General features: G+C 61.2%; 18 protein-coding genes and 1 pseudogene. 10 read left to right on the top strand and 9 right to left on the bottom strand.

Features of this window, described 5'->3' with window-relative positions; translation table 11 throughout:
- The 4 genes from B2Y33_RS00200 to B2Y33_RS00215 all read left to right on the top strand — a co-directional run.
- Positions 1-675: 2-oxo acid dehydrogenase subunit E2 (locus B2Y33_RS00200; RefSeq protein ID WP_288632732.1), on the top strand; the 675-nt coding region annotated here is incomplete at its 5' end.
- A gap of 323 nt (positions 676-998) precedes the next feature.
- Positions 999-3,686 (top strand): putative bifunctional diguanylate cyclase/phosphodiesterase, encoded by a 2,688-nt coding sequence (locus B2Y33_RS00205; RefSeq protein ID WP_027913577.1) that lies wholly within the window; start codon positions 999-1,001, stop codon positions 3,684-3,686.
- A gap of 153 nt (positions 3,687-3,839) precedes the next feature.
- Positions 3,840-4,505: a peptide-methionine (S)-S-oxide reductase MsrA gene (gene msrA, locus B2Y33_RS00210; protein WP_028686652.1), complete on the top strand. Its 666-nt coding sequence runs from the start codon at positions 3,840-3,842 to the stop codon at positions 4,503-4,505.
- 2 nt (positions 4,506-4,507) lie between these two features.
- Entirely contained in the window at positions 4,508-5,131 is a 624-nt protein-coding gene (locus tag B2Y33_RS00215; protein WP_028686653.1) for a glutathione S-transferase, read from the top strand.
- A 97-nt stretch (positions 5,132-5,228) separates the two neighbouring features.
- Here B2Y33_RS00215 and B2Y33_RS00220 read toward each other — a convergent pair whose 3' ends face one another.
- Positions 5,229-5,729, bottom strand: a complete 501-nt coding sequence (locus B2Y33_RS00220) for an ATP-dependent zinc protease (protein WP_028686654.1) — start codon at positions 5,727-5,729, stop codon at positions 5,229-5,231.
- A 182-nt stretch (positions 5,730-5,911) separates the two neighbouring features.
- On the opposite strand from B2Y33_RS00220, the gene B2Y33_RS00225 reads away from it, so the two are divergent.
- Both B2Y33_RS00225 and B2Y33_RS00230 read left to right on the top strand, forming a co-directional pair.
- Positions 5,912-6,793: an acyltransferase gene (locus B2Y33_RS00225; RefSeq protein ID WP_027913573.1), complete on the top strand. Its 882-nt coding sequence runs from the start codon at positions 5,912-5,914 to the stop codon at positions 6,791-6,793.
- A gap of 217 nt (positions 6,794-7,010) precedes the next feature.
- Positions 7,011-8,363 carry an APC family permease gene (locus B2Y33_RS00230; protein ID WP_088522852.1) on the top strand — a complete coding sequence of 451 codons (1,353 nt, stop codon included), beginning with the start codon at positions 7,011-7,013 and terminating at the stop codon, positions 8,361-8,363.
- A gap of 102 nt (positions 8,364-8,465) precedes the next feature.
- Here B2Y33_RS00230 and B2Y33_RS00235 read toward each other — a convergent pair whose 3' ends face one another.
- Positions 8,466-9,041 (bottom strand): DUF2780 domain-containing protein, encoded by a 576-nt coding sequence (locus tag B2Y33_RS00235; RefSeq protein ID WP_027913571.1) that lies wholly within the window; start codon positions 9,039-9,041, stop codon positions 8,466-8,468.
- A gap of 219 nt (positions 9,042-9,260) precedes the next feature.
- Between B2Y33_RS00235 and B2Y33_RS23110 the strand changes: the two genes are divergently transcribed.
- The 3 genes and pseudogenes from B2Y33_RS23110 to B2Y33_RS00250 all read left to right on the top strand — a co-directional run bounded on the left by B2Y33_RS23110 (position 9,261) and on the right by B2Y33_RS00250 (position 11,577).
- Positions 9,261-10,022: an RHS repeat-associated core domain-containing protein gene (locus B2Y33_RS23110; protein ID WP_081783925.1), complete on the top strand. Its 762-nt coding sequence runs from the start codon at positions 9,261-9,263 to the stop codon at positions 10,020-10,022.
- 355 nt (positions 10,023-10,377) lie between these two features.
- Positions 10,378-10,503, top strand: a pseudogene (locus B2Y33_RS00245) (DUF3077 domain-containing protein); the annotation flags it as partial.
- A 162-nt stretch (positions 10,504-10,665) separates the two neighbouring features.
- Positions 10,666-11,577 carry an RHS repeat-associated core domain-containing protein gene (locus tag B2Y33_RS00250; protein ID WP_049695332.1) on the top strand — a complete coding sequence of 304 codons (912 nt, stop codon included), beginning with the start codon at positions 10,666-10,668 and terminating at the stop codon, positions 11,575-11,577.
- Positions 11,578-11,643: 66 nt separating this feature from the next.
- Here B2Y33_RS00250 and fdhA read toward each other — a convergent pair whose 3' ends face one another.
- From fdhA to B2Y33_RS00285, 7 genes are all read right to left on the bottom strand, one after another.
- On the bottom strand, positions 11,644-12,843 hold the full coding sequence (gene fdhA, locus B2Y33_RS00255; protein ID WP_023532721.1) for a formaldehyde dehydrogenase, glutathione-independent: 1,200 nt from the start codon (positions 12,841-12,843) through the stop codon (positions 11,644-11,646).
- A 240-nt stretch (positions 12,844-13,083) separates the two neighbouring features.
- Positions 13,084-13,941, bottom strand: a complete 858-nt coding sequence (purU, locus tag B2Y33_RS00260; protein WP_027913570.1) for a formyltetrahydrofolate deformylase — start codon at positions 13,939-13,941, stop codon at positions 13,084-13,086.
- A gap of 11 nt (positions 13,942-13,952) precedes the next feature.
- Entirely contained in the window at positions 13,953-14,585 is a 633-nt protein-coding gene (locus B2Y33_RS00265) for a sarcosine oxidase subunit gamma (protein ID WP_206405130.1), read from the bottom strand.
- Positions 14,586-14,769: 184 nt separating this feature from the next.
- On the bottom strand, positions 14,770-17,787 hold the full coding sequence (locus tag B2Y33_RS00270; protein WP_088522849.1) for a sarcosine oxidase subunit alpha: 3,018 nt from the start codon (positions 17,785-17,787) through the stop codon (positions 14,770-14,772).
- Complete coding sequence (locus B2Y33_RS00275; RefSeq protein ID WP_206405129.1) at positions 17,784-18,119, bottom strand: sarcosine oxidase subunit delta; 336 nt, start codon at positions 18,117-18,119, stop codon at positions 17,784-17,786. The genes B2Y33_RS00270 and B2Y33_RS00275 overlap by 4 nt, the downstream gene beginning before the upstream one ends.
- 14 nt (positions 18,120-18,133) lie before the next feature.
- On the bottom strand, positions 18,134-19,384 hold the full coding sequence (locus tag B2Y33_RS00280; protein WP_023532460.1) for a sarcosine oxidase subunit beta family protein: 1,251 nt from the start codon (positions 19,382-19,384) through the stop codon (positions 18,134-18,136).
- Between the two features lie 15 nt (positions 19,385-19,399).
- A complete protein-coding gene (locus B2Y33_RS00285; protein WP_023532571.1) occupies positions 19,400-20,653 on the bottom strand; it encodes a serine hydroxymethyltransferase in 1,254 nt (417 codons plus the stop codon).
- Between the two features lie 383 nt (positions 20,654-21,036).
- Between B2Y33_RS00285 and B2Y33_RS00290 the strand changes: the two genes are divergently transcribed.
- Positions 21,037-22,077 (top strand): threonine aldolase family protein, encoded by a 1,041-nt coding sequence (locus tag B2Y33_RS00290; RefSeq protein WP_027913565.1) that lies wholly within the window; start codon positions 21,037-21,039, stop codon positions 22,075-22,077.
- Positions 22,078-22,097 lie beyond the last annotated feature (20 nt).

Genomic DNA, 22,097 nt, shown 5'->3' on the forward strand with positions numbered 1-22,097 from the left:
ATGACCCGCCTGATGCAGGTCGGTGCTGCCAACCTGCACCGCAGCTGGCTGAACGTGCCTCACGTCACCCAGTTCGATTCGGCTGACATCACCGAGCTCGAAGCCTTCCGCGTGGCCCAGAAAGCCGTCGCAGAAAAGGCCGGCGTCAAGCTGACCGTCCTGCCGCTGTTGCTCAAGGCCTGCGCCTTCCTGCTCAAGGAACTGCCAGACTTCAACAGCTCGCTGGCACCAAGCGGCAAAGCGGTCATCCGCAAGAAATACGTGCACATCGGCTTTGCCGTGGACACGCCCGACGGCCTGCTGGTACCGGTGATCAAGAACGTCGACCAGAAGAGCCTACTGCAGCTGGCTGCCGAAGCGGCTGCACTGGCCGAGAAGGCGCGTACCAAGAAGCTGTCGGCGGACGAGATGCAGGGCGCCTGCTTCACCATCTCCAGCCTCGGCCATATTGGCGGCACCGGCTTCACGCCGATCGTCAACGCCCCTGAGGTGGCCATCCTGGGCGTCTCCAAGGCGACCATGCAGCCTGTCTGGGACGGCAAGGCCTTCCAGCCCAAGCTGATGCTGCCGCTGTCGCTGTCGTACGATCACCGTGTGATCAACGGCGCTGCCGCTGCGCGCTTCACCAAGCGTCTGGGCGATGTGCTGGGCGATATCCGCACCATGCTGCTGTAAGGCAGCGCACTGCCCCTCCCGGTGAGGGGCAGTCTCTTTTTCGAGCTGCCACGCTCGTACCTCAACCCCGTCGATTGACGGGGCTTTTTTTGCCTGGCGCAAAGTGGGCGCTGTGCGGGGACATGATGGCCCCGGTGCGCGTCGGCGTTGCCGATCATCGTTGCACAGCCGCTCTGAACAGCCGTCCTACAGATTCCGTACCCTCGGCCGATATCCTTGTTACAGCTTCGTACATGGCCGCTTGCCAGCTATAGGGACATGATGCAACCTTGCCAGATTCGACGCGGTCCAACGCGCGCGTTCCCTCTTCAAGCGAGTTTTCGATGAAAAGCCAACCCGATGCTGGCAACCGTGTGACGGGCGAGGTCGTCACGCAGTTACCCGTGCCCTCGCGGTTGGGCATGCTGCGCTTCGAAAGGCTCAATGAAGCCAGTTGGTCGTTGCTCTACCTGGACCCGGCCTGCGAGCGCCAGTTCGGCGTTCATGCCAGTGACCTCTGCGCGCTGGTCGATGCCCCTTACGCCAGCCTCATGGAACCTGAGGCCCGCTACCGGCTGCATGACGACATCCAGCTGCAACTGTCGCAACGCGGCTACTACCGTGTGCGCTACACCCTGCACACGCCAGGCGCTTCCGTGCGCATGCTGGAGGTCGGCGAAGCCTTCAAACAGCACGCCCGGCAGTTGCTGTGCGGCTACCTGAGCGTACTGGACGATCACCCGGAAGACACGGGCGAGACCGCCAGCGACCTGGAGTCACGCAACAACCGCCTGCAACTGGCCCTGCAACTGAACCAGCGTGCCCAACGTGAGCAGCTCGAGCACCTGGAGCGCGTACGCAGCCAGCAAGACCTGATCCTGCGCCTGGCCCGTCAACGCTACAGCGCCGAGAACTCGTTGCTCGAAGCCGCCGAACTGATCACCCGTAGCGCCTGTGAGATCTACAAGATCGACTGCGCCGGTATCTGGCACCTGGAAGGCCATCGGCTTGAGCCGATCACAGCCTGGTACAGCGATGTGCAAGCGCACCGGCAACCCCAGGCAATCGACGCCAGCCATTTCCCGGATTACCTCGAGGCCCTGCATGCCAGCCGTGCGATCGATGCGCACAACGCTGGGCACGATCCCCGTACACGTGCGTTGATGCAGAGCCTGGGGCCTGGCAACAAGGCCATGCTCGATGCCAGCATTCGCGTCGATGGCCAGGTGGTGGGCGTGTTGTGCCTGGAACAGGCCGGCCAGCCACGGGCCTGGCAGTCCGATGAGATCGCCTTTGCCGGCGAGCTGGCCGACCAGTTCGCCCAGGTCATTACCAATCACAACCGCCGCGCGGCGGCCAGTGCGCTGCACCTGTTCCAACGCGCCGTGGAGCAGAGCGCCAGCGCCTTCCTGCTGGTGAACCGGGATGGGCAGGTCGAGTATGTGAACCCGAGCTTCACCGCCATCACCCAATACAGCACCGAGGAAGTGCAAGGGCGTCACCTGGGTGAACTGCCCGCCCTTGAGAACCTCAACGAGCTGCTGTTCGACTCGCCTTCGAGCCTGGCCATGGGTAATAGCTGGCAGGGTGAATTCAAGAGCCGGCGCAAGAACCTGGAACCCTACTGGGGGCAGCTGTCGATCTCCAAGGTGTATGGTGACAACCGCGAGCTGACCCACTACATCGGCATCTACGAAGACGTCACCCAGAGCAAGCTGGCCCAGCAGCGCATCGAGCGGCTGGCCTACACCGACAACCTGACCAACCTGGGCAACCGTCCGGCGTTCATCCGCAGCCTGGACGAATGCTTCGCCCGGGATGTGCAGAATCCGATGTGCCTACTGCTGGTGGACATCGACAATTTCAAGCGCATCAACGACAGTCTCGGCCATCACACGGGCGACAAGTTGCTTATCAGCCTGGCCAGGCGCCTGCGCAACAGCCTGCATGCCGGCGGTATCCTGGCCCGTTTTGCCAGCAACGAATTCGCCGTGTTGCTCGACGACACCAGCCTGGAGGCCGGCCAGGGGGTTGCCCAGCAATTGTTGCGCACCCTCGACAAGCCGATGTTCGTCGATAACCAGCTGATCAATGTCACAGCATCGGTGGGCCTAGCCAGCGCTCCCCAGCATGGTGCCGACCCCACCAGCCTGATGAAGAATGCCGGGTTGGCGCTGCACAAGGCCAAGGCCAACGGCAAACACCAGGTGCAGGTGTTCACCGAGGTCCTCAACGCCGAGGCCAGCTACAAACTGTTCGTCGAAAACAACCTGCGCCGCGCATTGACCCAGAACGAGCTGGACGTGTTCTATCAGCCCAAGCTGTGCCTGCGCAGCGGCCGGCTGCTGGGCCTGGAGGCACTGTTGCGCTGGAACCATCCTGAGCGGGGCATGATCCGGCCTGACCAGTTCATCAGCGTGGCCGAAGAAACCGGTTTGATCATCCCCATTGGCAAATGGGTTGTGCGCCAATCGTGCCGCATGAGCAACGAACTGCGTGCAGCAGGGCTTGGCAATCTGCACGTCGCGATCAACCTGTCGCCCAAGCAGTTTTCCGACCCTGATCTGGTCGCCTCGATCAGCAGCATCATCAGGGAAGAAGGCTTGCCTGCGCACCAACTGGAGCTGGAGCTGACCGAAGGGTTGCTGCTCGAAGCCAGTGAGGACACCCATCGGCAACTCGACGAGCTCAAAGCCTTGGGCCTGACCCTGGCCATGGATGACTTCGGCACCGGTTATTCCTCGCTCAGCTACCTGAAGAAATTCCCGATCGACATCCTCAAGATCGACCGCAGCTTCATCAAGGACATCCCCGACAACCAGGACGACATGGAAATCACCTCGGCGGTGATCGCCATGGCCCACAACCTCAAGCTGAAGGTGGTAGCCGAAGGCATTGAAACCCCTGCGCAGCTGGGTTTCCTGCGTCGACACCGGTGTGACATCGGGCAGGGCTATCTGTTTGACCGACCTATTCCGGGGCGAGAGCTGGCAGAGCGCCTGCAACGCTATCCGCGAGGTCCAGCCGCCTGACAGCGGCGCAAACCTCGGGCACACTAGAAACCATTCGGGCTACATCGCGAGCAGGCCCGTCCCCACCAGGATCACGCAGGTCATGTGATCGGGAGCGGACTTGTCGGCGATGGCCCTGAAGCTATCCAACTGAATAGACACAGAGGAACGGCCATGGTCCTGCGTTCGGAAATACTGGTGAACAAAAACGTCATGCCCACTGCGGAGCAGGCCCTGCCTGGCCGCGAAACGCCGATGAGCCTGCCCGAGTTCCACTACGTGTTCGAGGAAACGCCGCTGCTCGGGCCATTCTTCGAAGATGTGGATTTCGCCATTTTCGGCCTGGGGTGTTTCTGGGGCGCAGAGCGTCGATTCTGGCAGCGTGAGGGTGTGGTCAGTACCGTCGTGGGTTATGCCGGCGGCTTTACCCCGAACCCTACCTACGAAGAGGTCTGCTCAGGCCTGACCGGGCACACCGAAGTTGTGCTGGTGGTCTTCGACAAGAGCAAAGTGAGATACAGTGAACTGCTGGCCATGTTCTGGGAACTGCACAACCCGACCCAGGGCATGCGCCAGGGCAACGATGTCGGCACGCAGTACCGCTCGGCCATCTACTGCACGAGCCCAGAGCAGCTCGAGCAGGCCCAGTCCAGCCGCGAGGCCTTCCAGGCCGAGCTGGACAAGGCTGGCTTCGGTCAGATCACCACCGAAATCGACAAAGCACCCACTGTGTACTTCGCCGAGGCCTACCACCAGCAATACCTGGCCAAGAACCCGGACGGCTATTGCGGTATCGGCGGGACGGGCGTGTGCATGCCGGCCAGCTTGCAAGGGAATTGAGCATGAGCACTATGACCCTGTTCCACTCGCCCCTGTCGCCATTCGTGCGCAAGGTCATGGTGGTATTGCACGAAACCGGCCAATTGGACCGAGTGGCACTGCAGCCTGTGAACATCAGCCCAGTCAACGGTGACGAGCAGCTCAACGCCGGCAATCCCATCGGCAAGATTCCGGCGCTGCGCCTGGCCGACGGAACCGTGCTGCATGACAGCCGGGTGATCTGCGAGTACCTGGATCAGCAACATGTGGGGTTGCCACTGCTGCCCCGGGAAGGCTCGGCTCGCTGGCGGCGCATGACGCTGGCCTCCCAGGCGGATGCCATTCTGGATGCAGCCGTCTCGAGCCGCTACGAAACGTTCGTGCGACCCGTCGAGAAACGTTGGGATGGGTGGTTGGAGGCGCAGGGGGACAAGATCCGCCGCAGCCTGGCCAACCTCGAACAGGCCCACCTGGCGGAGCTGATGTCGGGATTCGATTTGGCAGCAATCGGCGTGGCTTGCGCATTGGGGTACCTGGACTTGCGTCAGCCAGCGTTTGGCTGGCGTGAGCGCCAGCCTGGGCTGGCGGCCTGGTACGCCGAGGTGAGCACACGGCCGTCAATGGTCGCCACCGCACCCGATGCCTGAACAGAAGGCTATTGCCGTCAAGCCGGCTCGTGTAGAAGCGATCCGGCGCCCCTGCAGGCGTGCGTCAGCGGCGATGCGCCCGTTCATGCAACGATAATCAGCAGTCAGGCTTGCCAGCGGTAAATCGTTTGGCAGGGTTCACCGCGCCTTTGAACTCGCGCAACGCCTTGGCACCCACCAACAGTGGGTAATTGAAGTTGCTGCGATCCACCAGGTTGACCTCCACGGTTCGCTTCACGTCTCCCAGGCACAGTTCCAGGTCCACCACTGGCCGCTTGGCGCTCTCGGGTGCATCGCCCTCATCCTCATCATCGGCACGGCCCTTGATCTTGCTGATGCGCGAGACCTGGTGCTCGTAAACCTTGTCGTCGGCATCCTTGGTTGCCAAACGGAAACGTACCCACTCCTGCCCATCGCGGGTGAACAGCTCGATGTCCTTGGCAGACAGTGACGCCGTATAGGCGCCAGTATCCATCTTGGCCTTGAGCGTCTGGCCAATCTCCGGCAGCGCGATATTCTCGTAACGCCCGTACAGCGTAGGCTCGGCGGCCATCACCGGTAGCGTCAACAGGGTCAGCACGGCAAACAGTGATTTCACAAGCAAGCTTCCTTGATCGATTTACGGGTTAGACCGCACAGGCAGCCCAGGTTCGCGGTCCAAAGCCTAACCAACATAATGTGAAACATTTGTCCGTGCCGCCGGGCATTGGAGGTTTGGCGTAGTTCGCAACCCTGCTTATCATTGCCGATCGTTATGGTTCTGACAGAAAGAGTCTCCTTATGCGTCGCGTGCTGACCGGCATACTTACAGCCACCTTGCTGCTGCTCAATACCTTGGTGTTGATCGGGCCCCTGCTGGTGTTCGCCTTGTTCAAACTGGTGCTACCTGGTCGTGGGCGAGACCATGCATCAGGGGCTGTAATGTGGGTGGCCGAAACCTGGTCGGAAATCGACAAAGCCATCTTTGCCTTGTGCACCCCCACCCAATGGGACATTCGCGGCATCGAAAACCTGCGCCGTGACACCTCGTACCTTGCGATCAGCAATCATCAGAGCTGGGTGGACATTCCCGCCTTGATCGAGAGCCTCAACCGGCGCACACCCTTCTTCAAGTTCTTCCTGAAAAAGGAATTGATCTGGGTGCCGCTGCTGGGCCTGGCATGGTGGGGGCTGGACTATCCCTTCATGAAACGCTACAGCAAAGCCTTTCTGGAGAAGCACCCCGAGCTCAAGGGCAAGGATCTGGAAATCACCAAGGCTGCCTGCGAGCTGTTCAAGCGCCAACCGGTGACCGTGGTCAATTACCTGGAGGGCACCCGCTTCACCGAGGCCAAGCGCCAGGAGCAGCAATCACCCTACCGCCATCTGTTAAAGCCCAAGGCCGGAGGCGTGGCGTTCGTACTCGCAGCGCTGGGTGAGCAGCTCGATGCATTGCTGGACGTCACCATCGTCTACCCCGGCGACAAGGCGCCAGGTTTCTGGGACTTGCTCAATGGCAGTGTCAGCCGGGTAATTATCGACATTCAGGTGCGTGAGCTCGACCCAGCGTTGTGGGCCGGCGACTACGAGAGCGATCCTGTTTTCCGCCAGACAGTACAGGCGTGGGTAAACCAGCTGTGGCTGGAAAAGGATGAACGGATCGAGCAGTTGCGTTGGGAATAAGGGACGTTGTTGCCTGTAATGGCTATGGCGCCGGCATGCTGGGTCCTGCGGGGTCATGACGGTGCGCGGGGCATCCAGGCGATAGGCGCATTGGACGCTTGGACACCCCGCCAATGAGAGTTCGGCGTCTATTCGGCCCCTGATACTTCTTGTCACACACCCCTTTTGTGGATAAAGATCGATCACAGCACAACTATAAAAATGTCTGGATCGACCGATGACCCACCCATCAAGCTCCGCCCCGCCCCAACTGCGTCGTGTTCTGGGCCTCCCTGCCCTGGTGTTCTTTGGCCTGGTGTACATGGTCCCACTGACCATTTTCACTACCTACGGCATCGTCACCGAGCTAACCGGTGGCCGTACGGCAACCGCCTATCTGATCACGCTGATGGCCATGCTGTTCACAGCCGCGTCCTACAGCTTTATGGTCAAACGCTTCCCGGTCGCGGGTTCGGCGTACTCCTACACCCACATGGCTTTTGGCCAGAACGTAGGCTTTCTGGCGGGCTGGTCGCTGCTGCTCGACTATCTGTTTCTGCCGATGATCAACTACCTGCTCATCGGCCTGTTCCTGAATATCGCCTTTCCAGCGGTGCCGGCCTGGGCGTTCGTACTCGCCTGCATCAGCTTGGTGACCGTGCTCAACGTGGTTGGTATCAGCTCGGTGGCCAAGACCAGCAATCTGATCGTGGGCGCGCAGATCGTCTTCATTGGTGTGTTCATCGCGCTGTCCTGGCAGTCCCTCAGCGACGGCCACCCCATCGACTGGCTGGCGCCGCTGCAAGGTGACGGTAGCGCACCCGGCTTTGGTCCGATGATGGCCGGCGCGGCAGTGCTGTGCCTGTCGTTCCTGGGGTTCGATGCCGTTTCCACCCTGGCCGAGGAAAGCCGCAATGCTCGGCGTGATGTGCCTCGGGCGATCATCCTCACCACGCTGTTCGCCGGCCTGCTGTTCACCGTGCTGGCCTATGTGAGCCAGTTGGTGCTGCCGGGCAGCACCTTCGCCAATGCCGATGCTGCTGCAAACGAGGTCATGCTCAAGGCGGGCGGCCAGTTCCTGGCCAACTTCTTCACGGCCGCTTATGTCGCCGGTAGCCTCGGCTCGGCCTTGGCCTCCCAGGCCGCAGTGTCGCGCATCCTCTACACCATGGGCCGGGACCGGGTGCTGCCCCCGCGCACCTTCGGCCACCTGTCGCCACGCCTCGGCACACCGGTATTCGCCATCGCGGTGGTATCGGCGTTCTCACTGCTGGCGCTGGTAATCGACTTGTCCACCCTCGCCTCGCTGATCAGCTTCGGCGCCTTGGTGGCGTTCTCGGCGGTGAACCTGGCGGTGGTGAAGACCCACCTGATGGACGATGCCAGCCAGCGCAATACCAAGGGGTTGCTGAGCTATGGCGTGGTGCCACTGGTGGGGTTGGGGCTGACGCTGTGGCTGTGGACCAGCCTGTCGGCGCTGACGCTGGTGATCGGGCTGTGCTGGTTCGCGCTGGGCCTTGCCTACCTGGCCGTCCTGACCGCCGGCTTCCGCCGCCCGGTGCGGCTAGTGGATTTCAGCGAAGCGGCCTGATCCAATGATCTGGCGGCCTGCGCTGGCTGTTGTGGAGCGGACGCGTGTCGCGAAAGGGCCGCGCCAGCCTTCACCATCTACCTGGATTGTCCATACCGTGCCCTAGACCGAAGGCTGGTTCAAGGGCGCTGGTGCGGTCCACAAGCTACCCAGGTTCTGCAACAACGACCCTGCAATGCCCTGTTGGCCGAGGTATTGCAGAATCAACGGCGCAAACTGCCCGATCATCCCGGCATCCATCCCCAGCGCCTTGAATGCACTGTACAAGTCGCTGCGGTTTTCCACGTTGTTGCCCAGCGCGTTGCTCAATGCCGACTGGCTTTCGCTGTGCTTGCCCAGCAAATCCCCCAGCCCGCTCAACCCACCCAGCGCATTGGCCCCAGCCAACAGGTCCAGCCCAGGCACCGCTTTGGTCAACTGGCCATATTCCTCAGTGCTGAGGTTGTTACGTGCCATCCCTAGCATCGCCCCCGCCCCGCCCATGGCCTGTTCGGGGGTGATGTTCAATTGGCTGCCCAGGGTATTGAGCAGATTGGCCTGGGCCGCAGGAGCCTGCACCTGGCCTTGTTGCATCTGGTTCTGCATGGCAGAGACGGCGTTGGCCGCATCGCTGAGGTTGAAGGCGAACACCGGGCTTGCGGCCAGGGTCATCAGGGTCGCCAGGGTGAATGCTTTCATCGGGAGGGACCTCGTAGGCCGGGATGGCCCGGGAAACGAGGCATTCGACTGGGGTTCGGGGGATTTGTTCCTATCCGACTGTCGACGCAGATGTTCACCCGTACCGTATCCATCACCTGTTACTTCTGCCAGTAGCGGCATACGGAGATCACCGGGATACTCAGAGCAGCCGCTTTAAAAGAGCGAGAGCTATGCGCATTCTGACAGGAGCACACCCGTATGAAAGACGTCGGACCGCACGTTTATTCTGCCTATGGCTTCTGCGCAACACTCCAGCCAGCAAAAATCTTACTTGGATTCAACGGCCAGGCCATAGAGCAGTTCACAAAGTATTATCAGCTGGGCGTCGGTTATCGTAGCTATGCACCGTCACTTCTACGTTTTCTAAGTCCTGACAGTCTGTCCCCCTTTGGCGAAGGCGGGATTAATGCATACAACTACTGCGCTGGTGACCCGGTTAATTTTCAGGATCCTACGGGACATATGCCGAGGCCGATTACTAAAGTCGGTCTACTCCCGAGATACAAGGGACTCGGGCCGACAGCCAAACTGGCGCTCGTCAAAAAATCGCTTAATACTTCTACACCCCGACCGGGTAAACAACCAACAATAAAGCCGGCAGGCACTGCTCCTCAGCCAAAGCACAAACCACCTCGAGCTTCAGAGGTCCCAACCCTGTCTATCAGTACAAATCCTGAGCAGCTCTCGAGCTTACCAGGGGTTAGCAGTTCACATGGTTCTTCCCGAGCGCGTAGCGTCCTTGATGACTACGTAAGTGATATTAACATCAACATCAAAAAAATTAAGGATGGTGCAGCGAAAGCGGGAAGAGCACTAACGCGCGACGAGCAAAATTCAATTGATCACTTCAGACGTGAAATTGAGTCCACGCGTCCAGCCTGGAGCTCTTCGAATGCCGACAGCGGTAGTCACCCACCAGAAGCGAACGCAAAGATCCGTGAAGACAGATTGTTATATTAGGTAATGCCCAACCGGACCAGCGGATCAGCGCGCCTAACGCCGCCAGTTTTCCGATTTTTCCGCTTACTTGTAGGACGTTTCAGAAATATGCTTCCAAGCCGTTTAAGCCGTTGCGGTGATCCGGGATGGGCTCTAGTCTCGGCCGGTCGTTGCAAAATCAGCGACCGGCTTTGACAGGCCGCCTTCGTCAAACACATGGCTTAACCTCTATGGCAGCTGTGCATGGGGCACTTCACGTGCGCCGGGTTTTGTTTGACCTACCGGTCTGTCAACCCATGTACAGCTGCCGCCTTCTTGTTTGACAGCAGGCTGGTTGTGGCCCCACTACAGGTCATTCCTCACGCTTAAAATCGTATATGCACGGGATTTGACCATTGACGGCCTGATGGACAACAAGCCGCAGTTGCTTTGGGCTTCGCATTATCTAAGCGCGCTGGCCAAGGCGCTGTTGGACGATGCGGAGTTGGGGATGATGCGCTGAGTGATGGCTAGGGCGGGCTGGCCTCTTCGCGGGCGGGCCCGCTCCTACAGGTTCCGTGTGAGCTTCCAAAACTGTCATTTCTGCCAGTACCTAAATCCCTGTGGCTGTTCAGAATGGGCTTAGAGCAACCTCCATTCACCCCGCACGGCAGGGAGTTGAACCATGAGCAAAGCACCGAACAGTTCGCTTTTATTCTACCAAGGCAACAAGCTGAGTACCGTCCGGGAGGACGCCGTCACTCGTACGATCCTGCGCGGCGCTGAAGCGCCTTTGGCAGAACAACTCACGGGGGCCACAACAACCGCCGGGCTGCTGACAACCGACGACAAGGGTTCTGTGCTCTCTGTGCTGAGCGACGATGAGGAGCCTCCCCACAGCTATTCAGCTTACGGACATGATCCCACCTTGCCTTCAACGCGAGTGGCGACAGGCTTTAATGGTGAGGCGTTGGAACCAACTGCCAGATGCTATCTACTGGGGCAAGGATACCGCGCTTACTCTCCTAGCCTTGGCAGATTTATCGCAGCAGACAGTCTCAGCCCCTTTGGCGAAGGCGGCCTGAATAGCTACGCCTACTGTACGAACGACCCGGTGAACGCGGTCGATCCCTCAGGCCATGCCACGCTCGTTATTGAAATTTTCAAACAAATCAAGCGACAGCCCACAACGACTGTAACCAGGTTTACAGCGGGTAGCAAAGTGCCGCCCTCGACGAAGATCGTGAAACAAGGGAACAGCAAGTATTACTCAAAAACCTGGCAGCCGGATACCCTCTATCGATATGAAACTCGAACGCTTAACAGCGTACCGGTAAACCAGGATCTGGGCGGTGGAAAAGGGGCCATATTGAAGGAAAATTTGGCCCGATATAAAGCCAATGAAAAAGATCTACGGACGTTGCAAACGTTACAAGATCTACTTCCGACGGAAGCGGGTGGACTGCACCTCAACACACTGGTGGAACGACAGCGCGGTATGTTGAACGAGGGTGGAAGACTGCTGAAGAGCGCATTGGATCCTCAGGACCTTACCACTCATATCCGTGGTAACCCCAGAACGACTCAGGGCGAATGATCCAGCCAAACGCAAAACGCCACGCACTCCCATGCGTGGCGCTTTCTTATACCGTTGCGAAGCCCGTCACGCCGCGCCCCACATCTTGTGCGGGTCGATCACGAATTTCTTCGGCACACCTGCATCGAACTCGCCATACCCTTCCGGCGCCTGATCCAGGTTGATCACCTGCACACCCACCACTTCGGCAATGTTGATGCGGTCCCACATGATCGCCTGCATCAGCTGGCGGTTGTACTTCATGGTTGGCGTCTGCCCGGTGTGGAAGCTGTGCGACTTGGCCCAGCCCAGTCCGAAACGGATGCTCAGTGCACCGATCTTGGCAGCCGCGTCTACAGCGCCCGGGTCTTCGGTCACGTACAGGCCAGGGATACCGATCTGGCCGGCAACTCGGGTCACCTGCATCAGCGAGTTAAGAACAGTGGCCGGCGCCTCGTGCTTGGCACCTTCATGGCCGTGGCCGCGCGCTTCGAAGCCGACGGCATCGACGGCGCAATCCACTTCCGGCTCGCCGAGAATGTCCACGATCTGCTCGTGAAGCGGCGTGTCTTTGGACAGGTCGACCACTTCGAAACCCTGGGACTTGGCGTGAGCCAGGCGAGCAGGGTTCAGGTCGCCCACGATCACACAGGCAGCGCCCAGCAGGCGAGCCGAAGCAGCGGCAGCCAGGCCCACAGGGCCGGCACCTGCAACATAGACGGTGCTGCCTGGGCCTACGCCTGCAGTCACGGCACCGTGGTAACCGGTTGGCAGAATGTCGGACAGGCAAGTCAGGTCACGGATCTTCTCCATGGCCTTGTCGCGCTCAGGGAGCTTCAGGAGGTTGAAGTCGGCGTATGGCACCAGTACATATTCGGCCTGACCACCGGTCCAGTCGCCCATGTCCACATAACCGTAGGCACCACCGGCGCGGGCCGGGTTTACGGTGAGGCAGACACCGGTGTGCATTTCCTTGCAGGAACGGCAACGGCCGCAGGCGACGTTGAATGGCACCGAGACCAGATCGCCGATCTGCATGCGCTCGACGTCACTGCCCTTCTCGACGATTTCACCAGTGATTTCGTGGCCCAGAACCAGGCCGACCTGGGCAGTGGTGCGGCCGCGGACCATGTGCTGGTCAGAGCCGCAGATGTTGGTGGAGACCACCTTCAGGATCACGCCGTGCTCGATCTTTTTGCCGCGCGGGTCCTGCATTTTCGGGTAGTCGATCTTCTGCACCTCGACCTTGCCGGCGCCGAGATATACCACTCCACGATTGCCAGACATGCTCTTACCTCGCTTGATTTGTATTTATGCAGCGGTGGTTGAACGCGCCGCCATCCATGGGCGGCATGTGTTTCTGGAATGGGGGAATTGTGGGCCGGATGGGGCCCGATGCACTGACTGGGAGCGACAGGGAGATGCCTTTTAGCGGCAGGTTTGTCGCGGGAAGATAAGGCACACACGCAGGGAGAGGCAGAAGCGAGCCTCGCCGCGACCCAAGCGGCGAGGAGGCCAGCAAAAACGCTAAAGAACGACCGTGCGGTTGGCGTTGAGGAACACCCGCTTCTCGATGTGGTATCCCACCGCCCGTGCCAGGGTCAGGCACTCGATGTCTCGCCCCTTGGCGATCAGGTCTTCGGGGTAATAGGTATGGTCCACCACTTCGACACCTTGGGCGATGATCGGCCCTTCGTCCAAGTCATTGTTGATGTAATGCGCCGTGGCCCCGACCATCTTCACACCCTTGTTGTACGCCTGGTGGTAAGGCTTGGCGCCCTTGAACCCCGGTAGCAGCGAGTGGTGGATGTTGATCGCGCGGCCATCGAGCTGGCGGCACAGCTCGGGCGAGAGCACCTGCATGTAGCGCGCGAGAATAACCAGCTCGGCGCCCGTCTGTTCGATCACCTGCAATACCTTGCGCTCTTGTGAAGGCTTGTCCTTCGGGTCGAGCGCGAAGTGGTAGTAGGGAATCTTGTGCCAGTGTGCCAACGGCTCGAGGTCGGGGTGGTTGGAAACCACCGCCACCACGTCCATGCCCAGTTGACCGATACGCTGGCGATACAGCAGGTCGTTCAGGCAATGGTCGGCCTTGGACACCATGATCACCACCTTGGGGCGATGGTTGGGAGCCGTCAGCTCGAACGCCATGCCAAACGCCTCGCTGCGCTCGGCAAGGCCTGCACGCAACCCGTCTTCGTCGAAGCCGTCAGGCACGCGAAACTCCACGCGAATGAAGAAGCGCCCGGACAGCCGATCATCGAAGGAATGGTGCTCCGTCACGTAGCAGCGTTGCTCGAAGAGGTAACGCGTCACCACGTCGACGGTACCGAGCATGCTCGGGCAGTCGGCGGTGAGAATCCAGGTATCCGGTGCCCGACTCATGGCAGTTCTCCTTAAGCTTCGATGGCCAGCCCGTACTCGGCCGATGCGTCCTGCAGCCACATCCACCAGTAATCGGAGAAGCTGCGGCGGATGACCAGCTCCCAGGTGTCTTCGGCAGTACGCCGAATCACCAGCTGCGACTTGGCGAACACCGTGCCGACAGCCTTGCCGACCGGGAAGTTGTTCGGATGCACGTCGTAGCTGGTGGACTTCATCAGCACGTCGCGCACGTTCGGGCCGCGCAGCTCCAGCAGGCTCTGCCCACCGCTGACATTGACCACCTGGATGTGTTGCCCTTCAAGGGCAGCACGCAGCTTTTGTTCAATCGCCACTTCCTGCCCACCCGGGACGATCAGCAGCCACTCATCAGGACCGACCCATTGCAGCGACAGATCGCCGTTGGCCACGACGGTCAATGCCACCGGCAACTCCAGGCCCAGGGCCTGGTGTACGCCACCGGCAAAGGCTGGATCATGACCGTTGCCACGCAGGGTCAGGTGGCCGAGGAACTTGCGCTCGCGCAGGGTCACGCCAGCGTTGTTGCGGCCCTTGCCCACCAGGCTTGCCAGGTCGGCGTGGTGCAATGGCGACTCGGCCTTGGCCGAGGCGCCGGGGTTTTGCTCGAAGACGTTGATAGCGCTCATTTCATACCTGCCTTGAATTCTTGTTCGTCGATGGGATGCAGACACCCGGTCCAGCAAACTCTGCCAGCCTCATCGCCGGCGAGCCGGCGCTTACTGAGCGTGCATGAACCTCGGTGTCTGCACCGCGCCTGTGGGAGCCGACCGGCCTGCGACCCGGCCTGGCCTGCTCCCCAGGGGCCCGGAGTCAAACGTTCTGCCGCTCACCCTTCGGATCGAAGAACACCGAAGACACGATTTCCGCCTCGATCACGCTGCCATCGGCCTGAGGCGAGTAGACACGCTCGCCCATGCGCTTGAGGCCGCCCTTGACCACACCCATGGCGAACGAATAGCCCAGGGAGTTAGCGGCGTAGCTGGAGGTGACGTGGCCAACCATGTCCATCGGGATGGGCTGCTTCGGATCGAACACCAGCTGAGCGCCTTCGGGCAGCCACTGGTTCGGGTCGATCGGTTTCAGGCCAACCAGCTGCTTGCGGTTTTCACGCACGCAGTCTTCACGGTTCATGCCGCGCAGGCCAATCCACGAATACGGCTTGTTGCGCCCCACGCACCAGCTCATGTTCAGGTCGTCCGGCGTCATCGAGCCGTCCGTGTCCTGGCCGACGATGATGAAGCCCTTCTCGGCACGCAGCACGTGCATGGTCTCGGTGCCGTACGGGGTCAGGTTGTACTTCTTGCCTGCCTCGACGATCTGCTCCAGCACGCCCATGGCGTAGTTGGCTTGCACGTTGATTTCATACGACAGCTCACCGGTGAACGAGATACGGAACACACGGGCTGGCACACCACCGACGTTGCCTTCCTTCCAGGTCATGAACGGGAAGGCTTCCTTGTCCATGTCGATGTCGGTCAGCTCGCTGAGCAGCTTGCGGCTGTTCGGCCCGGACAAGGTCATGGTCGCCCAGTGGTCGGTCACCGAGGTGAAATACACCTTCAGGTCTGGCCACTCGGTCTGGTGGTACAGCTCCAGCCACTGCAACACGCGCGCCGCGCCGCCAGTGGTGGTGGTCATGATGAAGTGGTTGTCGCCGACGCAGGCGGTTACGCCGTCGTCGAACACCATGCCGTCTTCCTTGCACATCAGACCATAGCGCGCCTTGCCCACATCGAGCTTGGTCCAGGCGTTGGTGTACACGCGGTTGAGGAACTCACGCGAATCCGGGCCCTGGATATCGATCTTGCCCAGGGTGGAGGCGTCCAGGAAGCCGACGCTGTCACGCACCGCCTTGCATTCGCGGGCAACGGCGGCGTGGATGTCTTCACCGGCTTTGGGGAAGTACCACGGGCGCTTCCACTGACCAACGTCTTCGAACTCGGCGCCATTCTTCACGTGCCAGGCATGCAGGGCCGTGAAGCGCACGGGCTCGAACAGGTGCCCACAGTGACGACCCGCCACCGCGCCGAATGTCACCGGCGTGTAGTTGGGGCGGAACATGGTGGTGCCCATTTCCGGAATGGTGATGCCCATCGAACGCGCCGCAATGGCCAGGCCGTTGATGTTGCCCAGTTTGCCCTGGTCGGTACCGAAGCCCAACGCGGTGTAGCGTTTGACGTGCTCGACCGACTCGAAGCCTTCACGGGTAGCCAGCTCGATGGCAGCGGCCGTCACGTCGTTCTGCTGATCGACGAACTGTTTAGGCGCACGTGCGGTGCCCTTGTCGTGTGGCACCTGGAACAGCGCCAGGGTGGCGTCTTCCTTGCGCGAGACGGTTTTCGGCAAGGTGCCTACGGTCGCCTTGAAGCCTGCTTCGGTGGCTGCACGCACGCCGCCTTCGAAGCCGTCGGCAATGGCATCGCCCAACGGATAGACACCGTTGATGCCGCCAACACACTCACGCTTTTGCGGGGCATTGCCCGGCACGAAGCCCAGAATGTCTTCACGCCATACCGGACGGCCGCCCAGGTGCGAAGCCAGGTGAACCACAGGGCTATAGCCCCCGGAGGTGGCGATCAGGTCGCACTCGAGGGTTTCGCCAGGGCTGGTGACCTTGTGGGCCTGCACATCGATGGCGGCCACCCGAGCACCCGTGACGTGCTTGCTGCCCTTGGCTTCGATGACAGCACTGGAGGTGAGGATACGAATACCCTTGGCACGCGCTTCTTCGACCAGCGAGCCCCGTGGGTTGTGGCGGGCATCGGCGATGGCCACCACCTGCAAACCTGCATCGTGCCAATCCAGCGCGGTACGGTAGGCATGGTCGTTGTTGGTCGACAGCACCAGCTTGCGGCCAGGCGCTACGCCGTAGCGGCGAACATAGGTCGAAACGGCGCCGGCCAGCATGTTGCCTGGCACGTCGTTGTTGCCGTACACCAGCGGGCGCTCGTGGGCGCCGGTGGCCAGCACCACACGCTTGGCCCGTACACGGTGCACGCGGTGGCGCACCTGGCCGAGCGGAGCACGGTCGCCCAGGTGGTCGGTGAGGCGCTCATGGATGGTCAGGAAGTTATGGTCGTGGTAGCCGTTGACCGTGGCGCGTGGCAGCAAGGTCACTTCCGGCAGGCCTTCGAGCTCCTTGATGACGCCACTGACCCATTCAACGGCCGGCTTGCCGTCGAGGGTTTCACGGGTGTCCAGCAGGCTGCCACCGAATTCTTCCTGCTCGTCGGCCAGGATCACGCGAGCACCGCTGCGCGCAGCCGCGAGGGCTGCCGCCAGGCCAGCAGGCCCTGCACCGACGATCAGCACGTCGCAGTGCTGGTTCATGTAGTCGTAGCTGTCCGGATCATTCTGCAGCGGCGCGCGGCCAAGGCCGGCTGCCTTGCGGATGTACTTCTCGTACGTCATCCAGAACGACTTGGGGTACATGAAGGTTTTGTAGTAGAAGCCCGGCGGCATCATGCTGCCGCCTACCTTGCCCAGGATACCCATGACGTCATTGTTGACGTTCGGCCAGCCATTGGTGCTGGTGGCGACCAGGCCCGAATACAGGGCTTGCTGGGTAGCGCGCACGTTGGGGATCTGGGTGGCTTCGCTGGAGCCGATCTGCAAGATGGCGTTCGGCTCCTCGGTGCCTGCGGCGATGATGCCGCGCGGACGCGAGTACTTGAAGCTGCGGCCGACGATGTCGACGCCGTTGGCCAGCAAAGCCGCCGCCAGGCTGTCGCCGGCATAGCCCTGGTAAGTCTTGCCGTTGAAGGTGAAGTTCAACACCTTGCTGCGGTCGATACGGCCGCCGCTGGCGAGGCGATAGGTCTGGCTCATACGTTGACTCCCCGTTCGTTTACAGCAGCCGAGCGCGCCGGTGTGTGTTCACGGGCGCTGACTTGCGGCTTCTCGCCAATCTTGTAGGTTTCCAGGATCTCGTAGGTTTCGGTGTTACGGGTGACGTTGAAATACTGACGGCAGCCGGCAACGTGGTCCCACAGTTCGTGGTGAATACCGCGCGGGTTGTCACGGTAGAACATGTACGTGCCCCACTCCTGGTCGGAGCAGGCGTTGGGGTCCAGCGGGCGGGCGATGTGCGCCTGGCCAGCGGCGTGGAACTCTTCTTCGGAGCGCAGCTCGCCGCAGTGGGGACAGAAAATATGCAACATGACGGTGTCTCCGGTTAGTGGGCGACGGCGGCAGCGCCGTGTTCGTCGATCAGGGCGCCGTTGTAGAAGCGGTCCATGGAGAACGGCGCGGCCAGGGGGTGCATCTCGCCCTTGGCCAGGCTTGCGGCGAAGACGTTGCCCGAACCTGGGGTCGCCTTGAAACCGCCAGTACCCCAACCGCAGTTGAAGAACATGTTCTTGACCGGGGTCTTGGTGATGATCGGGCAGGCGTCCGGCGAGGTGTCGACGATGCCGCCCCATTGGCGGTTCATGCGCACACGCGAAAGGTTGGGGAACATCTCGACGATGGCCTGCAAGGTGTGCTCGATCACCGGGTACGAACCACGCTGGCCGTAGCCGACCCAGCTGTCGATACCCGCACCGATCACCAGGTCGCCCTTGTCCGACTGGCTGATGTAGCCGTGCACGGCGTTGGACATGATGACGCTGTCGATGATGGGCTTGATCGGTTCGGAAACCAGTGCCTGCAATGGGTGCGATTCGAGCGGCAGGCGGAAGCCGGCCAGCTTGGCCATATGACCGGAGTTACCTGCCGTGACCACGCCCACGCGCTTGGCGCCGATGAAGCCCTTGTTGGTTTCCACGCCGATGACCGCGCCGTTTTCCTTGCGGAAACCCGTCACTTCGGTCTGCTGGATCAAGTCCACGCCCAGGGCGTCGGCGGCACGGGCGTAGCCCCAGGCCACGGCGTCGTGGCGGGCGACGCCGCCACGGCGCTGCACGGTGGCACCCAGGATCGGGTAACGGGTGTTCTTGGAGCAGTCCAGGTACGGAATCTCGGCCGCTACCTGGGCGGTATTGAGCAGTTCGCCATCGACCCCATTGAGGCGGTTGGCGCTGACCCGGCGTTCGGAGTCACGCATGTCCTGCAGGGTGTGGCACAGGTTGTACACGCCGCGCTGGGAGAACATGACGTTGTAGTTGAGGTCCTGGGACAGGCCCTCCCACAGCTTCATGGCGTGCTCATACAGGTGGGCCGACTCGTCCCACAGGTAGTTGGAGCGCACGATGGTGGTGTTACGGGCGGTGTTGCCGCCGCCCAGGTAACCTTTTTCGATCACCGCGACATTGGTGATGCCGTGTTCCTTGGCCAGGTAGTAGGCCGTGGCCAGGCCGTGGCCACCACCGCCGACGATGACCACGTCGTACACCTTCTTCGGTGTCGGCGTACGCCACATGCGCTGCCAGTTCTCGTGGTGGCTGAGGGAGTGCTTGAGAAGGCCGAAGCCCGAGTAACGTTGCATGGTGTGGGACTCCACTCAGCGGTAAACAGGGAAATCTGCGCACAGCGCCGCGACATTGCTGGCCACATCGGCTTCGACGTCAGCGTCACCGAGGTTGTCGAGCACGTCACAGATCCAGCCGGCCAGGGCCACGCATTGGGCGACCTTGAAGCCGCGGGTGGTCACCGCCGGGGTGCCGATGCGCAGGCCCGAGGTCACGAAGGGCGATTGCGGGTCGTTGGGGACGGCGTTCTTGTTGACGGTGATGTGCGCGCGGCCCAGGGCAGCGTCGGCATCTTTGCCCGTCAGGCCCTGGCGAATCAGGCTGACCAGGAACAAGTGGTTGTCGGTGCCACCGGAGACCACGTCATAACCGCGATCGATGAACACCTGGGCCATGGCCTGGGCGTTTTCGATGACCTGCTTCTGGTAGCTCTTGAACTCAGGCTCAAGCGCTTCCTTGAAGCACACCGCCTTGCCGGCGATCACGTGCATCAGCGGGCCGCCTTGGGCGCCCGGGAAGACGGCAGCGTTGAGTTTCTTCTCGATCTCTTCGTTCGACTTGGCCAGGATCAGGCCGCCACGCGGGCCGCGCAGGGTCTTGTGGGTGGTGGTGGTCACCACATCCGCGAACGGGATCGGATTCGGGTAAAGGCCCGCAGCGACCAAGCCGGCCACGTGGGCCATGTCCACGAACAACAGCGCCCCGACCTTGTCGGCGATGGCGCGGAAACGCGGGAAGTCCAGGGTCTTGGAGTAGGCCGAGAAGCCCGCGACGATCATTCTAGGCTTGTGCTCGACCGCCAGTCGCTCGACTTCGTCGTAATCGATCAGGCCGGTATCGGTGTCGATGCCGTACTGCACGGCGTTGTACAGCTTGCCCGAGGACGACACCTTGGCGCCGTGGGTCAGGTGGCCGCCATGGGCCAGGCTCATGCCCAGGATGGTGTCGCCAGGCTGCAGCAGCGCCAGGTACACCGCGCTGTTGGCCGAGGAGCCGGAGTGCGGCTGAACGTTGGCATAGTCGGCACCGAACAGCTGCTTGGCGCGCTCGATGGCCAGCGCTTCGACCTTGTCGACGTGCTCGCAGCCACCGTAGTAGCGCTTGCCTGGGTAGCCTTCGGCGTATTTGTTGGTCAGGCCGCTGCCTTGGGCCTGCATCACGCGCTTGGACGTATAGTTCTCCGAGGCGATCAGCTCGATGTGGTCTTCCTGACGCTGCTCTTCGGCACTCATCGCCGCCAGCAGTGCATCGTCATAACCCTGGATCTGGTCTTGCTTGCTGAACATCTTGTATCTCCCGGCAGCGATCGTTTTTTGTTCGGAGGGTTCACTCTGACCCTTTGTGGCGATGGTAGGGCTGGCCGGGGTGTGCCAGATGCCTGCGCACGCCTTGCAATGGCGCGTTTACGACATTGGTCAGCGTCCGGATCACACTGGCCACACGTACGGCGCCCGGTGGGAGGCACAGGCCTGAAAACCAGCCGAGCCAAGCCCCCGTCTGCTCAAAGGGCAACGCTCACCCGTGTGGCGCTTCGGCGAGGTTGGCCACATTCGAATGTCGAGGATTCCTTGAACACACGACCTGAAAACGCACGGGTATCCGGGTTGTATAGTCAACCGCTGAATCGATGGTTTAGAGTGCTGTTCTGCGTCGTTCACAGGACAGTGTCATGACAGATAAGAGCCAACAATTCGCCAGCGACAACTATTCCGGCATCTGCCCGGAGGCCTGGTCTGCGATGGAAAAAGCCAACCACGGCCACGACCGCGCCTACGGCGACGATCAATGGACTTCGCGCGCCTCGGAATACTTTCGGGCCTTGTTCGAAACCGACTGCGAAGTGTTCTTCGCCTTTAACGGCACCGCCGCCAACTCCCTGGCCCTGGCCTCGCTGTGCCAGAGTTACCACAGCGTGATCTGCTCCGAGACCGCGCATGTCGAAACCGACGAGTGCGGCGCGCCGGAGTTCTTTTCCAACGGGTCCAAGCTGCTGACGGCACGCAGCGTCGGCGGCAAGCTCACGCCCGACAGCATCCGTGAAGTGGCGCTCAAGCGGCTGGACATCCACTACCCGAAACCGCGGGTGGTCACGCTCACGCAGGCCACTGAAGTCGGCACTGTTTACCGTCCCGACGAACTCAAGGCGATCAGCGAGACCTGCCGGGAGCTGAACCTGCACCTGCACATGGATGGCGCACGCTTTTCCAATGCCTGTGCCTTCCTGGGCTGCTCGCCTGCCGAGCTGACCTGGAAAGCGGGAGTGGATGTGCTGTGTTTTGGCGGCACCAAGAACGGCATGGCCGTGGGCGAGGCGATTCTGTTCTTCAACCGCGAGCTGGCCGAAGACTTCGATTACCGCTGCAAGCAGGCTGGGCAATTGGCTTCGAAGATGCGCTTCCTGTCGGCACCTTGGGTCGGTTTGCTGGAAGACGGCGCGTGGTTGCGGCATGCGCAGCACGCCAACCATTGTGCGCAGCTGCTGGCCTCGCTGGTGCAGGATCTGCCTGGCGTCGAGGCGATGTTCCCAGTAGAGGCCAATGGCGTGTTTCTGCAACTTCCCGAGCCTGCACTGACTGCGTTGAGGGATGAAGGATGGCGCTTCTACACGTTCATCGGCAATGGCGGCGCTCGCTTCATGTGCTCCTGGGATACCGAAACGGCACGGGTCGAGGCCCTGGCATCGGCCATACGCCGAATCGTGGCAGCCTAAGATCGACTGCGACTAGCAGA

This window comes from Pseudomonas sp. UBA5666 (genome assembly GCF_002420785.1).
GTDB lineage: Bacteria > Pseudomonadota > Gammaproteobacteria > Pseudomonadales > Pseudomonadaceae > Aquipseudomonas > Aquipseudomonas fulva.

Bases quoted from the DNA above. Each gene is read 5' to 3' on its own strand.
- B2Y33_RS00215 (WP_028686653.1), top strand. From the start codon at position 4,508: ATGAGCACTATGACCCTGTTCCACTCGCCCCTGTCGCCATTCGTGCGC.
- B2Y33_RS00235 (WP_027913571.1), bottom strand. From the start codon at position 9,041: ATGAAAGCATTCACCCTGGCGACCCTGATGACCCTGGCCGCAAGCCCG.
- B2Y33_RS00290 (WP_027913565.1), top strand. From the start codon at position 21,037: ATGACAGATAAGAGCCAACAATTCGCCAGCGACAACTATTCCGGCATC.
- fdhA (WP_023532721.1), bottom strand. From the start codon at position 12,843: ATGTCTGGCAATCGTGGAGTGGTATATCTCGGCGCCGGCAAGGTCGAG.
- B2Y33_RS00270 (WP_088522849.1), bottom strand. From the start codon at position 17,787: ATGAGCCAGACCTATCGCCTCGCCAGCGGCGGCCGTATCGACCGCAGC.
- B2Y33_RS00285 (WP_023532571.1), bottom strand. From the start codon at position 20,653: ATGTTCAGCAAGCAAGACCAGATCCAGGGTTATGACGATGCACTGCTG.
- B2Y33_RS00230 (WP_088522852.1), top strand. From the start codon at position 7,011: ATGACCCACCCATCAAGCTCCGCCCCGCCCCAACTGCGTCGTGTTCTG.
- B2Y33_RS00225 (WP_027913573.1), top strand. From the start codon at position 5,912: ATGCGTCGCGTGCTGACCGGCATACTTACAGCCACCTTGCTGCTGCTC.
- B2Y33_RS00275 (WP_206405129.1), bottom strand. From the start codon at position 18,119: ATGTTGCATATTTTCTGTCCCCACTGCGGCGAGCTGCGCTCCGAAGAA.
- B2Y33_RS00280 (WP_023532460.1), bottom strand. From the start codon at position 19,384: ATGCAACGTTACTCGGGCTTCGGCCTTCTCAAGCACTCCCTCAGCCAC.
- purU (WP_027913570.1), bottom strand. From the start codon at position 13,941: ATGAGTCGGGCACCGGATACCTGGATTCTCACCGCCGACTGCCCGAGC.
- B2Y33_RS00265 (WP_206405130.1), bottom strand. From the start codon at position 14,585: ATGAGCGCTATCAACGTCTTCGAGCAAAACCCCGGCGCCTCGGCCAAG.
- B2Y33_RS23110 (WP_081783925.1), top strand. From the start codon at position 9,261: ATGAAAGACGTCGGACCGCACGTTTATTCTGCCTATGGCTTCTGCGCA.
- B2Y33_RS00250 (WP_049695332.1), top strand. From the start codon at position 10,666: ATGAGCAAAGCACCGAACAGTTCGCTTTTATTCTACCAAGGCAACAAG.
- msrA (WP_028686652.1), top strand. From the start codon at position 3,840: ATGGTCCTGCGTTCGGAAATACTGGTGAACAAAAACGTCATGCCCACT.
- B2Y33_RS00205 (WP_027913577.1), top strand. From the start codon at position 999: ATGAAAAGCCAACCCGATGCTGGCAACCGTGTGACGGGCGAGGTCGTC.